Origin of the sequence: Caballeronia grimmiae, assembly GCF_000698555.1 — a bacterium.
GTDB classification, from domain to species: domain Bacteria; phylum Pseudomonadota; class Gammaproteobacteria; order Burkholderiales; family Burkholderiaceae; genus Caballeronia; species Caballeronia grimmiae.
Genome location: NZ_JFHE01000022.1, coordinates 20,526 through 35,741 on the forward strand (window position 1 = coordinate 20,526; position 15,216 = coordinate 35,741).

Below are 15,216 nucleotides of genomic sequence, written 5' to 3' on the forward strand. Positions count from 1 at the left end.
CCTGCTGCGACGCAACATATACTAGAGGCTCTTGAGTGATCAACCGGAGCCTTTAAATGAGCATCGCCTTGTTGGTAGTTGTCGGATTCGCGCTGGTGGCCGTGGGTGTGGGCGTTACGTTTGTGATTGCGTCGGCAGTGCCGCAGGACATGTTGCAGCGCGCACAGGATCACGGTCGCTTTGCCGGTCTCGCGGCGGACGATCGGAACGGCGGTTCGGGCAAGCGTGTTATCGCAGACCGGCCGCAAATGGGAAATCAAGCCATCAATGCCATCTGATACTCAATCCGTAGACCGGCCGGAAGTTCGGGGACTGACGCTTTCGCTGGAGCCGATCAACGCCACGGTTTCGCTGCGCGATCAGGCGTACGCGAAGCTGCGGCAGGCCATTGCGGAAGCGGACATCTACCGCTCGCGTGAAGAGATCCGTCTGGATGAAAAAGAGCTGACGGAGGCGCTCGGGGTGAGCCGCACGCCCATCCGCGAGGCCATGACGCTGCTGGAGCAGGAAGGCTTTCTGCGCACGGTGCCGCGTCGCGGTGTGTACATCTTGCGCAAGACCAAGCGCGAGATCGTCGAAATGATCCATATGTGGGCGGCGCTCGAAAGCATGGCGGCGCGCCTCGCGACGCAGCGCGCGACTGACGCGGAAATCGCCCAGTTGCGGCACATGTTCGACAACTTCCGCGACAGCACGCCCGCCGAGCACATCGACGAGTATTCGGAAGCGAACATCGCTTTCCATCAGGCGATCGTGCGGCTGTCGAAGTCGCAGATCATCTTCGATACGATCAAGAACATCTTCGTGCACGTGCGCGCCATTCGAAAGATGACGATCTCGCAGAGCGACCGCGCGTCGCGCTCGATCGTCGATCACATGCGCATCATCGAGGCGCTGGAAAGGCGCGATACCGAACTCGTCGAGCGTCTCGTCAGGCAGCATTCGCTCGACCTGGCGGCGTTCGTCGAAGCGAACTGCGATTTCCTGGACTGAGTCTGCGCCGGAGTCGGCGGTACCAATCAGAAAGGCCGCGCGGCGTTTGCCGCGCGGCCTTTCTTTTTACGTAGCGACCGCGGTTTAGCGCAGCGCACGCACCATCGTTTCACCGAGCGTGGCGGGAGAATCGGCGACATGGATGCCTGCCGCCCGCATCGCGTCGATCTTTGCGCTGGCGGTCCCCGACCCGCCCGAAATGATCGCGCCCGCGTGACCCATGCGCCGTCCCGGCGGCGCGCTCGTTCCGGCGATGAACCCGACGACAGGCTTCTTCGTCTTCGCATCCTTCAGGAACTGCGCGGCTTCCTCTTCCGCCGATCCGCCGATTTCACCGATCATGATGATGCCCTCGGTCGCGTCGTCCGCAAGAAACAGCTCGAGGCAATCGATGAAGTTCGTGCCATTCACCGGATCGCCGCCAATGCCGATGCACGTCGTTTGCCCGAGCCCGGCGGCCGTCGTCTGCGCCACCGCCTCGTAAGTGAGCGTGCCCGACCGCGATACGACGCCGATCTTCCCCGGCTGATGAATATGCCCCGGCATGATGCCGATCTTGCATTGCCCCGGCGTGATGACGCCCGGGCAGTTCGGACCGACCAGACGGCTCTTCGATCCAGCGAGCGCGCGCTTCACGCGCAGCATGTCGAGCACCGGTATGCCTTCCGTGATGCAGACGATGAACGGCACTTCCGCGTCGATGGCTTCGAGGATCGCATCGGCGGCGAAGGGCGGCGGCACGTAGATCACGGACGCGTCCGCGCCGGTCCGGGCGACGGCGTCCGCCACCGTGTCGAACACGGGCAGGTCGAGATGCGACGTGCCCCCCTTGCCCGGCGTGACGCCGCCGACCATGCGTGTACCGTAGGCAATCGCCTGCTCCGAATGGAACGTGCCCTGCGCGCCGGTGAAGCCCTGGCAGATCACCTTCGTATCTTTATTGATGAGAACGCTCATTTGGACTCTCCCACGGCAACGGCGGAAACGATTTTGTCGGCGGCATCGGCGAGATTTTCGGCGGGGATGATCGCGAGACCCGATGTGCGGAGAATCTCGCGGCCCGCGTCGACGTTGGTGCCCGCGAGACGCACGACGAGCGGCACGTGCAGATCGATTTCCCGCGCCGCCGCCACGACGCCTTGCGCGATGACGTCGCACCGCATGATGCCGCCGAAAATGTTGACGAGAATTCCGCGCACTTTCGGATCGCGCAGGATCAGCTTGAACGCCGTCGCGACGCGCTCTTGCGTCGCGCCGCCGCCGACGTCCAGGAAGTTGGCCGGCTCGCCGCCGTAGAGCTTGATGATGTCCATCGTCGCCATCGCGAGGCCTGCGCCGTTCACCATGCAGCCGATGTTGCCGTCGAGCTTCACGTAGTTCAGCCCGTGTTTCGCGGCTTCGATTTCCGCCGGGTCTTCCTCGGCCTCGTCGCGCAAGGCTTCGATGTCCGGGTGCCGGTACAGCGCGTTGTCGTCGAAATTCAGCTTGGCGTCGAGCGCGATGACATCGCCCGAGCCGGTCACGACGAGCGGATTGACTTCGACGACCGACGCATCAAGATCGACGAACGCCTGATACAGCGCCGCGATGAACTTCGACGCCGCCCCGACCTGCTTGCCGGATAGCCCGAGCCCGAACGCGATCTGCCGCGTGTGAAACGGCTGCAGGCCCGTCGCGGGATCGATCGCTACCTTGAGGATTTTCTCCGGCGTGCGGTGCGCCACTTCTTCGATCTCCATCCCGCCTTCCGTCGACGCCATGATCGTGATGCGCGAACTGGCGCGATCGACCAGCATGCCTAGATACAGCTCGCGTGCGATGTCGCAGCCTTCTTCGATATAGAGGCGCTTCACTTCCTTGCCCGCCGGCCCCGTCTGTTTCGTGACGAGCACCGACGACAGCATCTTGCGGGCGTTCTCGCGCACGTCATCGACCGATTTCACGACGCGCACGCCGCCCTTGCCATCGGGATCGTTCGAGAAGCGCCCGGCGCCGCGGCCTCCTGCGTGAATCTGCGATTTGACGACCCAGACCGGGCCGCCCAGCGCGCGCGCGGCGTCGGCGGCCTCTTGCGCATCGAAGGCGACGCGGCCCTGCGGGACCGCAACGCCGTACTTTCGCAGCAGCGCCTTCGCCTGATATTCGTGGATGTTCATTGCGTCTCCTTTTGTGATGGCTGTGGCGCGGGAAAAGTGCGGGGCGTTCGCGCTGGTATGTGATATATCACATTTCAGGCGGCATTAAAAAGGCTTCGGCGGGAGTTAGGAATGCTGCAGCGCAGCGTGAAACAAGCGGGAGCGCAATCGGAAAAGGCAGAACGCCATTGATGCGCCGCATCACAGGGTTTTCGCCCCTGCCGGACGCTTGAACTAATACTGTGTGTGGAATATTGTATATCACAGACACCGGGCGGCAGCGCGACGCCTCGTGATCGCACACAACCCCCATCGAGGAGGAGACAACAATGTCCGAAGTCGTCAGCAGCCGTCCCGAAGTCGCTCCGGCCACCACCACCGCCGAAGACACGCTCAAGCAGAAGACTCGCGGCGCGGGCGTCGTTTCGGGCGGCCACCTGGTCGCGCGAGCGCTCAAGAACGAAGGCGTCGATACGATCTTCACGCTGTGCGGCGGCCACATCATCGATATCTACGACGGCTGCGTCGATGAAGGCATCCGCATCATCGACGTGCGTCACGAGCAAGTCGCCGCGCACGCCGCCGATGGCTATGCGCGTCAGACCGGCAAGCTCGGCTGCGTCGTCACGACGGCCGGTCCCGGCTGCACGAACGCGGTCACGGGCGTCGCGACGGCGTTCCGCTCGGAAAGCCCGATCATCCATATCGGCGGGCAGGGCGCGCTCACGCAACACAAGATGGGTTCGCTGCAAGACCTGCCGCACGTCGACATGATGGCGCCGATCACGAAGTTCGCCGCGACCGTGCCGAGCACCGAGCGCGTCGCCGACATGATCTCGATGGCCGCCCGCGAAGCGTTCAACGGCGCGCCCGGCCCGGCGTATCTGGAGATTCCGCGCGACGTGCTCGACCGTGAAATCGACGTCACCAAGGCCGTGATCCCGCAGCCGGGGCGCTATCGCGCATCGACGAAATCGGTCGGCGATCCGCAGGACATCGAAAAACTCGCCGATCTGCTCGTCAACTCCGAGCGCCCGGCGATTCTGTACGGTCAGCAAGTGTGGACGGCGCGCGGTCACGAGGAAGCCATCGCGCTGCTGCGCGGCCTCGACATTCCCGGCTATTTCAACGGTGCGAGCCGCGGCTTGCTGCCGCCGGGCGACCCGCATCACTTCGACCGCACGCGCTCGCAGGCTTTCGCGAAGGCGGACCTGATCGTGATCGTCGGCACGCCGTTCGATTTCCGCATGGGTTACGGCAAGCGCATCAGCAAGGATCTGAAGCTGGTGCAGATCGACATGGATTACCGCACGGTCGGCAAGAACCGCGATATCGATCTCGGCCTGGTCGGAGATCCGGGCGCGATTCTCGGCGCGGCGCTGCAGGCGGCGAGCGGGCGTCTCAAGAACGACAAGCGCCAGTCGCGCCAGGCCTGGATGCGCGAACTCGCGGCGGCGGAAGAAACCGCGACCGCCAAGCTGATGCCGCTCTTCACGTCCGACTCGAGCCCGATCCATCCGTACCGCGTTGCGCACGAGATCAACCAGTTCCTGAGCGACGACACGATCTATATCGGCGATGGCGGCGACGTCGTCACGATCTCCGCGCAAGCCGTGCGTCCGCGCCGCCCCGGCCAGTGGATGGACCCCGGCGCGCTCGGCTCGCTCGGCGTCGGCACCGGCTTCGCGATCGCGGCGGGCCTCGCCAATCCCGAGAAAGAAGTACTCTGCTATTACGGCGACGGCGCGTTCTCGATGACCTCGTTCGACATGGAAACGGCCAATCGTTTCGGCGTGCCGTATATCGCGGTTATCGGCAACAACTCGGCGATGAACCAGATCCGCTACGGCCAGCTCGCCAAGTACGGGCAGGAGCGCGGCAATGTCGGCAACCTGCTGTCGGACGTGCCGTACGGACGCTTCGCGGAAATGCTCGGCGGCTACGGCGAGGAAGTGTACGAAGCGTCGAAGATCGCGGGTGCGTTGCAGCGGGCGCGCGAGTCGATCGCCAAAACGGGCAAGAGCGCGGTCATCAACATCTGGGTCGATCCGACTGTGTATGCCCCCGGCACGATGGCGCAGACGATGTACAAATAAACGTAGAACCTATAAACGTCGCAAGAGAGACTGGAGACAGCCATGACGGTGAACACTTCTGGCAAGGCGCTGGACGGCGTGCGCATTCTCGACTTCACGCACGTCCAGTCGGGCCCGACCTGCACGCAGTTGCTCGCGTGGTTCGGGGCTGACGTGATCAAGGTGGAGCGCGCGGGCGCGGGCGACATCACGCGGGAACAACTGCGCGATATCCCCGACGCCGACAGCCTCTACTTCACGATGCTCAACCACAACAAGCGGTCGATCACGATCGACACGAAGAACCCCGAAGGCAAGAAGGTGCTCGAAACGCTCGTCAAGAAGTGCGACGTGCTCGTCGAGAACTTCGCGCCGGGCGCGCTCGATCGCATGGGCTTCACGTGGGAGCGTATCCAGGAGTTGAATCCGCGGATGATCGTCGCGTCCGTCAAGGGCTTCGGGCCGGGGCCGTACGAAGACTGCAAGGTCTATGAGAACGTCGCGCAATGCGCGGGCGGCGCGGCATCGACCACGGGTTTCGACGATGGCCCGCCCGTCGTCACCGGCGCGCAGATCGGCGATTCGGGCACCGGCTTGCATCTCGCGCTCGGCATCGTCACGGCGCTGTATCAGCGCAACCAGACGGGGCGCGGCCAGAAAGTGCTCGCGGCGATGCAGGACGGCGTGCTCAACCTCTGCCGCGTGAAGCTGCGCGACCAGCAGCGGCTCGAGCGCACCGGCGTGATGAAGGAGTATCCGCAGTTCCCGAACGGCACCTTCGGCGAAGCGGTGCCGCGTGCGGGCAACGCATCCGGCGGCGGTCAGCCGGGCTGGATTCTCAAGTGCAAGGGCTGGGAAACCGATCCGAACGCGTACATCTACTTCATCACGCAGGCGCCGGTGTGGGGCGAAATCTGCAAGGTGATCGGCAGGGAGGAATGGATCGACCATCCCGACTACAAGACGCCGAACGCGCGCCTGCCGCACCTGAAGGACATCTTCGCCGAGATCGAACGCTGGACGATGACGAAGACCAAGTTCCAGGCGATGGAAATCCTGAACAAGCACGACATCCCGTGCGGCCCGATCCTCTCGATGAAGGAAATCGCCGAGGAGCCGTCGCTGCGAAAGACGGGCACGGTCGTAGAAGTCGATCATCCGGTGCGCGGCAAGTACCTGACGGTCGGCAATCCGATCAAGCTGTCGGACAGCCCGACCGAAGTCGTCCGCTCGCCGCTGCTCGGCGAGCATACCGAGGAAGTCATGGCCGAACTTGGCTACTCGCCCGACCAGATCGCCACGCTGAGAAGTCTCGGCGCGATCTGACCCACGCCTCATTCGATGTTGTGACGCCGCCGCCTCCGGTCGAGGGGCGGCGCGAACCGGCACGCCCCTACACACGGAGACATTTCAAATGAACAGCACCGTTGTCCAGGAACGCAGCGAAGCGCGCAACGAATCCACGCATGCCACCAACGTCGTGCCGCTGCATGCGAGCGATGCGAAACGCCGCGTCGCCGAGATTTTCGACCGCGTGAAAGCCGAGGGCCGCACGTCGCTGACCGCGCCGGAAGGCAAGCTCGTCTGCGATGCCTACGGCATTTCCGTGCCGCAGGAAGGCGTCGCGACCAGCGCGGACGATGCGGCGAAGCTGGCGTCGTTCATCGGCTTTCCGGTGGTGCTGAAGATCGTGTCGCCGGAAATCCTGCACAAGACGGAAGCGGGCGGCGTGCTTGTCGGCGTGAAGAACGAGGCCGATGTCCGCGCCGGCTACGCGTCCATCATCGAGAACGCGAAGAAGTACGATGCGAACGCGACGATCATCGGCGTGCAGGTGCAGCAGATGGTCGGCGCGGGCCAGGAAGTGATCATCGGCGCGGTGACGGACCCGTCGTTCGGCAAGCTGATCGCGTTCGGTCTCGGCGGCGTGCTGGTCGAAGTGCTGAAGGACGTGACCTTCCGACTCGCGCCGGTGACGCGTGAAGAAGCGGCGTCGATGCTCGACGGCATCCAGGCCGCCGAAGTCCTGCGCGGCGTGCGCGGCGCGCAGCCCGTGGATCGCGAGGCGCTCGTCACGCTGGTCGAGCGCGTGTCGCGCCTCGTCGACGACTTCCCGCAAATCTCCGAGATGGACCTGAACCCGGTTTTCGCGAGCCCGGGCGGCGCGGTGGCGGCGGACGTGCGGATCGTGATGGACTTCGAGCCGGCCGCGCCGCGCTATCGTCCGACGCAGGAGCAGATCGTCACGCAGATGAACCGCATCATGAAGCCGGATGCGGTCGCGGTGATCGGCGCGTCGAACGAGGACGGCAAGATCGGCAATTCGGTGATGAAGAATCTCATCAACGGCGGCTATCAGGGGACGATCTATCCGATCCACCCGAAGGCCGACGAGATCATGGGCCGCAAGGCGTACAGGAGCGTGAAGGACGTGCCCGGCGTGATCGATGTCGCCGTGTTCGCGATTCCGGCGAAGTTCGTCGCGCAGGCGCTGGTCGAAGTGGGCGAGAAGAAGATTCCGGGTGCGGTGCTGATTCCGTCGGGCTTCGCGGAGACGGGCAATCACGAAGGCCAGGAAGAGATCGTGAAGATCGCGCGCCAGTACGACATCCGCATGATGGGGCCGAACATCTACGGCTTCTATTACACGCCGAAGAACCTCTGCGCGACGTTCTGCACGCCGTATGACGTGAAGGGCAAGGCGGCGCTGTCGTCGCAGTCGGGCGGGATCGGCATGGCGATCATCGGCTTCTCGCGCTCGGCGAAGATGGGCGTGTCGGCGATCGTCGGGCTCGGCAACAAGAGCGATATCGACGAGGACGATCTGCTCACGTTCTTCGAGCAGGACGACAACACCGAGATCATCGCGCAGCACTGCGAGGACCTGAAGGATGGCCGCGCGTTCGCGGAAGCGGCGAAGCGCGTATCGAAGAAAAAGCCGGTCGTCGTGCTGAAGGCGGGGCGCACGAGTCTCGGCGCACGCGCGGCCAGTTCCCACACCGGCGCGCTCGCGGGCAACGACAAGATTTACGAGGACGTGTTCCAGCAATGCGGCGTGATCCGCGCCCGCTCGCTGCGCGATCTGCTCGAGTTCGCACGCGGCATTCCGAAGCTGCCGACGCCCAAGGGCGAGAACGTCGTCATCATCACGGGCGCGGGCGGATCGGGCGTGCTGCTGTCGGATGCGTGCGTCGACAACAATCTGTCCTTGATGACGATGCCCGACGATCTCGACGCCGCGTTCCGCAAGTTCATTCCGCCGTTCGGCGCGGCGGGCAATCCGGTGGACATCACCGGCGGCGAGCCGCCGAGCACGTACAAGAACACGATCAAGCTCGGGCTTCAGGACGACCGCATCCATTCGATCATTCTCGGCTACTGGCACACGATCATCACGCCGCCGATGGTCTTCGCGAAGCTCGTGATCGAAGTGAAGGAGGAGATGAAGGCGCTCGGCATCGAGAAGCCGATCGTCGCGTCGCTCGCCGGCGACGTGCAAGTGGAGGAAGCTGCCGAGTATCTTTACGAGCACGGCGTTCCGGCGTATGCGTATTCGACCGAATTGCCGGTTGCGGTGCTCGGCGCCAAATATAAGTGGGCGCGTGGGGCGGGTTTGATCTGACGTGAAACGAGGGAGCGCGGCCCGCGCTCCCTCACACAACCAAGGATGCTTCAGTGACCACCTGGATACGCTTTCGCGACGGCGACGGACGCATCGGCTTCGGCACGCTAGATCCGCATTCGGGACGCGTCGTGCAGCACGACGGCGCGCTTTTCGATCGACCGCGCCCGACCGACATCAGCTTCGCCGCCGACGATCTCACGCTGCTAGCGCCGTGCGAGCCCAGCAAGATCGTCGCGCTGTGGAACAACTATTACGCGTTGTCGCAGAAACTCGACAAGGCGCCGCCGCAGCATCCGCTCTTTCTCATCAAGCCGCCGATGTCGGTCATCGGGCCGAGCGAGGCGATCAGGCGTCCGCGCAGCTATCACGGCAAGATCGCGTATGAGGGCGAGCTTGGCATCGTGATTGGCAAGACGGTGTCGGGCGCGTCGGTGGAGGAGGCTGAAGACGCGATCTTCGGCTATACCTGTGTGAACGATGTCACCGCGATCGAACTGCTGCAGGAAGATCCGAATTTCGCGCAGTGGTGCCGCTCGAAGGGCTTCGATACCTTTACGTGCCTCGGGCCGGCGATCGTGCGCGGTTTCGACTGGCGCAGCGCGACGCTGACGACGACCGTCGATGGCGTCGAACGGCAGAACTATCCGCTCGACGACATGATCTTCTCGCCCGCCGAGCAGGTCAGCCTGATTTCACACGACATGACGCTCGTTCCTGGCGATGTCATCGCGTGCGGCACGTCGGTCGGCGTCGGCTCGATCAAGGACGGGGCGCGCGTGGATGTATCGATTGCGGGGATCGGCACATTGTCGAACGTGCTCGCCGTCTAGCGAAGCACTCCAGGCGCACGCGCAAAACGCGCAGAAACGACAAAGCCGGCGCACGAGGGCGCCGGCTTTGCATTTTCGACTGCATGCGCCGGCGGGCGGCGCATCGCACGATCAGCGATCGCGATTCCACAACGCGCCGAGCAGGAAGCCAACGGCAGCCGCAATCAGCACGCCGTTGATCGGCTGATCGGAGACGGCCGAACGCACGTTGTCGATCGTCTGACCGTAGGTCTGCTGCAGCGAGCCCAACGCCTGCCGCGCCTTGCCCTCTACCTGCGTGCCGGCATCGCCCGTCAGCGCCCCGACCGCGTCCTGCACCTTGCCGACTACGTTTTGCGCCGTGCCTTCCACTTGATCTTGCACCATGGTGCCTCCCATTCTGGTTGATGCGGTTTGCGTTGAAATTGCCTCGAAACTGCGTCGAACTGCTTCGATTCAACCGGCAGCGCCGGAACGGACGATAGAGCACGCTTCGTGCCCGGCGCATCAATCACGCTTCACGCCGGGCCGATCAGATGGTTCACCAGCGCGAGAAGCTCGTCAATCGAAAACGGCTTGCGGCGAAACTGCGTGTGCGGGTGATCGACCGCGGGCGCGTGCGCGGCGGCGCTCATCAGGATTACCGGCACCTTGCTCAGCGTTTCGCTCGCGGCCAGATCGCGGATCAGTTCGACGCCGTCCTTGTGGGGCATCATCCAGTCGGTGATGACGAGATCGGGCGCGCTCAAGTTGGCGGCCTCGAGCGCGACGCGTCCGTTGAATGCGGTGATCACCTCGTAGCCCTCCATTTCGAGCACGAGCCGCCACGTGGTCAGGATGTCGAATTCGTCGTCGACGACGAGGATCTTTTTCATGCGCGCGCGCCGGGGTCCGACACGGAGATCGCGGGCGAGAGCGACGGATGGCCGGACAGGATGCCCGTCGGCCCGATGAACCCTTCGATGATATGCAGCCCGTCCGAGTCGATCGTGAGCCGGCGGATCCCCGTATCGTGCGGGCCTTCGCGCTGCTTCACGATCGTCACCATGCGATGAAGCGCCGAATTGAGTTCGACGTAGCGCATGAGCACGATGTTCTCGGTCATCGCGGAGGCGCGCAGCGTCGCGGGCGCGCCGAATTCGTTGTAAAGCGGCAATTCCTCGGTCAGCACCGTCGTCACGCCGATATTGCGAAGACGCTGCGTCAGCGCGTTGATGAAGAGGCCAAAACGCTCGCTGCGGTTCGCCGACTGCAGAAAGCCGTCGATGCCGTCCACCACGAGCCGCGACGCATTCGTGCGCGTGACGACGGCGATCAGCTCGGCGGCGAGCTCGTCGATGGCGAGTTCCACCGCGGAATGCCAGTGGATCGCGAGCCGCCCGTCCTTAACGGCATCTTTCAGGTCGATGCCGACTCCTCGCGCTTTCGCGAGTAGCCGCTCCGGGGACTCATAAATGCCGAAGTAAACACAGCGTTCGCCGCAATCGGTGCCCGCCTGCAGAAACTTGAGCGCGAGCAGCGTCTTGCCGACACCCGATGGCCCGACGAGCGTGGTCGTGGAGCCGCGCATCACGCCGCCGCCGAACATGCGGTCGAAGGTCGGAAGCGCGAATTCGAGCCTGCCCTCGAGGTGGCACGGCGCGCCCGCCCGTTCGGACGTGGCTTCGAGCCGCGGGAACGCGACAAGCCCGTTCCCCGTGATGTTGAAGAAATGCTTGCCGAGCAGATGATCGCGGGCGCGCAGCTTGTGGACTTCGATTTCGCGCGCGCGCCGCATCCCGTTGTTGAAGCGGTTCAGCTCGATGAGCCCGTCGACCAGCGTGTGTTCCGGATGCGGCTCGTTGCCCGAGAGCGGCGCGAGCACCAGCGTCGTGCAGCGCGCCGCGCTCACGAACGCCGACAACTCGTGGATGAACTGCGAAAGCTCCAGCTCCGTGGAACTGAACTCGCGCGCGCTGCGAAAGCCGTCGATGACCATGAAGCGCGGACGGCTCGTCTTGATCGTCGCGGCGATCAGCGAAAGAAATCCGGAGAGACCGTCGCGCATCAGTTCGTGATAACCGCTCACGAACAGCATGCGGTCCGAGATGGCGTCGGCGTCGTAGAACGACAGTCCGCGCAAATGCGACAGCAGCTTCGTATGCGACTCGGCGATGAGCGTGATGTACAACACCCTGTCGCCGTTCTTGACGCGGTGGAAGCCGATCTGCGACGAAAGGATCGTCTTGCCCGCGCCGGCCATGCCTTCAATCAGATAGAGCCCGCCTTCGACCAGGCCGCCGCCGAGAATGTGGTCCAGGCCCGGGACACCCGTCGTCACGTTGCCGTCGCTGGCGGTCGGCTGCGGCGATGGATCAGGCGGGAGAATGTTGTCTTCGCTCATGGGAATTTCGTTTTTACTCGGCGAACCGCCTTTTCAAGATGGCGAATTATCGCTGACGAGAGTCAAGCTGTCGCCGTAAATACGCGAATTCACTCGTCGCAAAGCCTATTCGTGCGTGCGTTCCGGCGCAGACGGCACCGGCGAGAGGCGACGCCACGATGACCCGTGGTTCGAATGCGCCGCATGAATCGCGCCCGCAGTCGCGCAATATTGCGGTTCGTCACATACAGCGCATTTTGAGATGTTTCTCATGGGCGGCGGACGGCCGCGCTGCTGAAATAGCGGGCGTTGCTTCTCCTGGACGCCGTGTGTTTCCGGCGTCTGTCCCGGCGCGCCGCGCCAGTCATTGCCTTCTAAGCCATGCACCGTTCGCATCCGATCCTGGGCGCTGTCGCGCTCGCCGCCTGTCTCGCTTCTTCGTTGTTGTTCTCGCCGGTCTCATCGCATGCGGCGGAGCCGTTGATCGACCCTCACATGCTGTCGGCCGCTCCGTTCAGCTTTCAGGCCGACCGGGCTATTTTCTCTCGCATGTCGCCCCCGCCGTCGGATTCGCGCATTTTCTCGCCGCGTGAATCCCTGAAACTGAATGAGTCTTCGCAGTTTTCTCAAGCGGATACGCGGCGCCGTCAATCGCTTTGAGATTTCCGGCCGCGATTTCGGCAGGTTTTCGGTCAGGGCACGACGCGAATTGTCGACGTTAGAAATACTTCGAAAAATTGGGATTTGTCTGCTGCGATCGGCCTGTTCGCCCTTGCTAGAATCGCCCGGCTTTGGAATGGCCCGCCTCGCAGCCGCGGCGGGTAACGCAAGGCATCGTCCTCAATGTAAAGCGCGTGTCATCCCAGGCTCGTTGCCCTACCTGACTAAATCCGAGATGTTCAATAAATCCGTTGCCGCTGTACTTGCAGTCGCTGCCGTGCTTTCCGGTTGCGCGTCCAATTCCGGGCCTACTTTCAACATCCAGCAGATCAAGACGTCGAGCGGACAGTCCGCTTTCCGCGCCGAATGCTATGGCCTCTTCGAGAACGGCGGCGCCTGCATGCAGGCCGTCAAGAAGGCTTGCGGCAACCAGCCGTACACGCTGTTGCAAAGCGTCGAAGGCACGCAGGCGCCGGGCGATGCGCGCTCGGTGATCTTCACCTGCGGCACGCCGGCTCCGGCTCCGGTCGCTCAGTCCACGCCGCAGGCAGTTGTTGCCGCCGCTGCTGCACCCGTCGCCGCGCCGGCCCGCAAGGTTACGCTCGACGAAAAGACGAACTTCGCGTTCGATAGCGCCCAACTGACGCCGAAGGCCAAGCGCATTCTCGACAAGGTCATCGCCGACGGCCGCGACGTGACTTTCTCTTCGGTCACGGTCCAGGGCTTCACCGACGCTGTCGGCTCGGATGCGTACAACATCGCGTTGTCGGAACGCCGCGCGCAGTCCGTGCTCGGTTATCTGAAGAGCCACGGCCTCCAGTCGAAGGCGTTTGCGACGCAGGGCTACGGCAAGTCGCGCCCGGTTGCATCGAATGCGACGAGCGACGGCCGCGCAGAAAACCGTCGCGTGGAAATCGTGCTGACGCAATAAGCCGCATCGACGGCGCAAGATAAAAGCTCGCGGGCCGCAAGGTCCGCGAGCTTTTTTATTACGTGTTCAGAAGAGAAGAAGCTGTTCGCGGCCCGGTCCGCCTTCGAGCGTGAGCAGCGAACGCTTGCGATCGACGCCGCCCGCGTAACCCGTCAACTCGCCGTCGCCGCCGATCACGCGATGACACGGCACGATGATCGCCACCGGATTGCGCCCGTTTGCGCCGCCAACGGCCCGCGATGCGCCCGACGGCAAGCCCAGCCGCCGCGCGAGATCGCCATAGGTCCAGGCATCGCCGAAAGGAATGCGGCTCAACAATTCCCAGACCTGTTGCTGGAATATGGTCCCGTGCAGCCGGAACGGCACCGAGAACGCCCGGCGCTCCCCCGCGAAGTATTCGGCGATCTCTTCCTGCGCCTGAGCGATCACGCGAGGGGCAGGGCGGTCCGCGTCAGGCATCGCTTGCGGGACGCCCTTCGGAAAATGCTTCTGTCCGACGAAGAACAGCCCGGTCAGATGCTCGTCCTCCGCGCGGTAGAGAATGGGCCCGAGCGGACTCGGGCTGACACGGAGGTCGATCACGTCAGATGAACGGATTGTCCGCGGTTCCGGTCGGCGCGGGCGGCTCGTCGGCGAGCTTCGCAGGCAGATCCGGCGCGCTCTCGAGCGCCGCGACGATCGCACCCAGCGCCTCGTGAAGCGCCTTCGCGGCGGCCAGCCCGGCCTTGTCCCGCGCGATGGTCAAATCGCCGCTGATGGTCACGCGCGTCGTGCCGTTGACGATGTTGATGGCGTCGCCCGCGATGTTCATCGCGTCGGTATCGTTGGCAAATGGCTTAAACACCTCTTAGTCCTCCAATTCGTTTGTCTTTCAGTGCATCGGGGATGCCGGGGAACGCGAGACCGCTCATCGCTTCGAGCTCGCGCACGGTTTTCATCGTATAGGTTTTGGTCGGCGTGTTCTCGACGACGACCGCGAACGCGATCTGCCGTTGCGGCAGATACACCACCTTGTACAACTGCGTGGGCACGAGCACGCGCGATTCGCCGATCGTCTGCAATTGCCGGCCAGAAAACAGCGGCCCGGTCACGACGTACGCCTCGCCCGATTCTTCCGTGAGGCGGCGCACCGCTTCCTCGATGCGCGACCAGATGCTCCGGTTGTTCGACGGGTCCTGCGGCACGATGTTCGCCAGCGAGAACGATTCGGCCATCCCTTTCTTCGTCGCGCGATCGCCTGCGGGGCTCATGTGACCGCGATCGTAGCCGCTGCGCTTGTAGTCGTCGAGTTGGGCGCTGTCGCCGGGCGGCAGCCGCTTGTCGACGAAAAAGCGGTTGGTGCGCGTGTTGTCTTTGGCGTCATCGACGCTCTTTGCCGTCAGATGTTCCGCCGACCACAGCGGCCCGTGCGTGATGCCCGAATGAAGGAGCGCGAAGTCGGAGTAGCAGATTTCCTGCGCCGACGCGCGCATCTTCGAATTGGTGACGACCGGCGCGAGGCCGCCCGGGCTGAACTGCGGGCAGTCGCTCGCGAACGCGCTGATGCACGCGGCGCCGAGAAGGGCGGCGACGAGCGCCTTGATGCTTGCTTGCATGCTTGAAAGTCCGAACTGAATGCGACGCTTG

General features: G+C 63.8%; 15 protein-coding genes. 7 read left to right on the forward strand and 8 right to left on the reverse strand.

The features are described 5' to 3' along the window. The first annotated feature begins 56 nt into the window (after window positions 1-56). Together BG57_RS20145 and BG57_RS20150 are read left to right on the forward strand one after the other, a co-directional pair. On the forward strand, window positions 57-278 hold the full coding sequence (locus BG57_RS20145; protein ID WP_035967508.1) for a hypothetical protein: 222 nt from the start codon (window positions 57-59) through the stop codon (window positions 276-278). Continuing rightward, entirely contained in the window at window positions 268-993 is a 726-nt protein-coding gene (locus BG57_RS20150; protein WP_035967509.1) for a GntR family transcriptional regulator, read from the forward strand. The genes BG57_RS20145 and BG57_RS20150 overlap by 11 nt, the downstream gene beginning before the upstream one ends. 84 nt (window positions 994-1,077) lie before the next feature. On the opposite strand, the gene sucD is transcribed toward BG57_RS20150, so the two are convergent. After that, on the reverse strand, window positions 1,078-1,950 hold the full coding sequence (gene sucD, locus BG57_RS20155) for a succinate--CoA ligase subunit alpha (protein ID WP_035967511.1): 873 nt from the start codon (window positions 1,948-1,950) through the stop codon (window positions 1,078-1,080). Further along, on the reverse strand, window positions 1,947-3,149 hold the full coding sequence (gene sucC, locus BG57_RS20160; protein ID WP_035967514.1) for an ADP-forming succinate--CoA ligase subunit beta: 1,203 nt from the start codon (window positions 3,147-3,149) through the stop codon (window positions 1,947-1,949). Before sucC ends, sucD begins: the two co-directional genes overlap by 4 nt. Before the next feature lie 308 nt (window positions 3,150-3,457). Here sucC and BG57_RS20165 point away from each other — a divergent pair, with 308 nt between their 5' ends. From BG57_RS20165 to BG57_RS20180, 4 genes are all read left to right on the forward strand, one after another. Further along, complete coding sequence (locus BG57_RS20165) at window positions 3,458-5,224, forward strand: thiamine pyrophosphate-binding protein (protein ID WP_035967516.1); 1,767 nt, start codon at window positions 3,458-3,460, stop codon at window positions 5,222-5,224. 42 nt (window positions 5,225-5,266) lie between these two features. Further along, window positions 5,267-6,529 carry a formyl-CoA transferase gene (gene frc, locus BG57_RS20170; protein ID WP_035967518.1) on the forward strand — a complete coding sequence of 421 codons (1,263 nt, stop codon included), beginning with the start codon at window positions 5,267-5,269 and terminating at the stop codon, window positions 6,527-6,529. A gap of 88 nt (window positions 6,530-6,617) precedes the next feature. Beyond that, on the forward strand, window positions 6,618-8,825 hold the full coding sequence (locus BG57_RS20175; protein ID WP_229754089.1) for an acetate--CoA ligase family protein: 2,208 nt from the start codon (window positions 6,618-6,620) through the stop codon (window positions 8,823-8,825). 53 nt (window positions 8,826-8,878) lie between these two features. Then, entirely contained in the window at window positions 8,879-9,658 is a 780-nt protein-coding gene (locus BG57_RS20180) for a fumarylacetoacetate hydrolase family protein (RefSeq protein WP_035967519.1), read from the forward strand. Between the two features lie 111 nt (window positions 9,659-9,769). Here the strand turns inward: BG57_RS20180 and BG57_RS20185 are convergent, their stop codons facing one another. From BG57_RS20185 to BG57_RS20195, 3 genes are all read right to left on the reverse strand, one after another. Continuing rightward, window positions 9,770-10,024, reverse strand: a complete 255-nt coding sequence (locus tag BG57_RS20185) for a CsbD family protein (protein WP_035967520.1) — start codon at window positions 10,022-10,024, stop codon at window positions 9,770-9,772. A gap of 131 nt (window positions 10,025-10,155) precedes the next feature. Then, on the reverse strand, window positions 10,156-10,512 hold the full coding sequence (locus BG57_RS20190; protein ID WP_035967521.1) for a response regulator transcription factor: 357 nt from the start codon (window positions 10,510-10,512) through the stop codon (window positions 10,156-10,158). After that, on the reverse strand, window positions 10,509-12,020 hold the full coding sequence (locus BG57_RS20195; protein ID WP_035967522.1) for an ATPase domain-containing protein: 1,512 nt from the start codon (window positions 12,018-12,020) through the stop codon (window positions 10,509-10,511). The genes BG57_RS20190 and BG57_RS20195 overlap by 4 nt, the downstream gene beginning before the upstream one ends. 874 nt (window positions 12,021-12,894) lie before the next feature. Between BG57_RS20195 and BG57_RS20205 the strand changes: the two genes are divergently transcribed. Beyond that, entirely contained in the window at window positions 12,895-13,590 is a 696-nt protein-coding gene (locus BG57_RS20205; RefSeq protein WP_035967524.1) for an OmpA family protein, read from the forward strand. A 66-nt stretch (window positions 13,591-13,656) separates the two neighbouring features. Here BG57_RS20205 and BG57_RS20210 read toward each other — a convergent pair whose 3' ends face one another. From BG57_RS20210 to BG57_RS20220, 3 genes are read right to left on the reverse strand one after another with little or no spacing between them, the layout of a single operon-like run. Next, window positions 13,657-14,172, reverse strand: coding sequence for a methylated-DNA--[protein]-cysteine S-methyltransferase (locus BG57_RS20210; RefSeq protein ID WP_035967526.1), 516 nt, complete (start codon window positions 14,170-14,172; stop codon window positions 13,657-13,659). Window position 14,173: 1 nt separating this feature from the next. Continuing rightward, window positions 14,174-14,434: a hypothetical protein gene (locus BG57_RS20215; RefSeq protein ID WP_035967527.1), complete on the reverse strand. Its 261-nt coding sequence runs from the start codon at window positions 14,432-14,434 to the stop codon at window positions 14,174-14,176. Continuing rightward, on the reverse strand, window positions 14,427-15,185 hold the full coding sequence (locus tag BG57_RS20220; protein ID WP_081850950.1) for a DNA/RNA non-specific endonuclease: 759 nt from the start codon (window positions 15,183-15,185) through the stop codon (window positions 14,427-14,429). The genes BG57_RS20215 and BG57_RS20220 overlap by 8 nt, the downstream gene beginning before the upstream one ends. Between the last annotated feature and the right edge of the window lie 31 nt (window positions 15,186-15,216).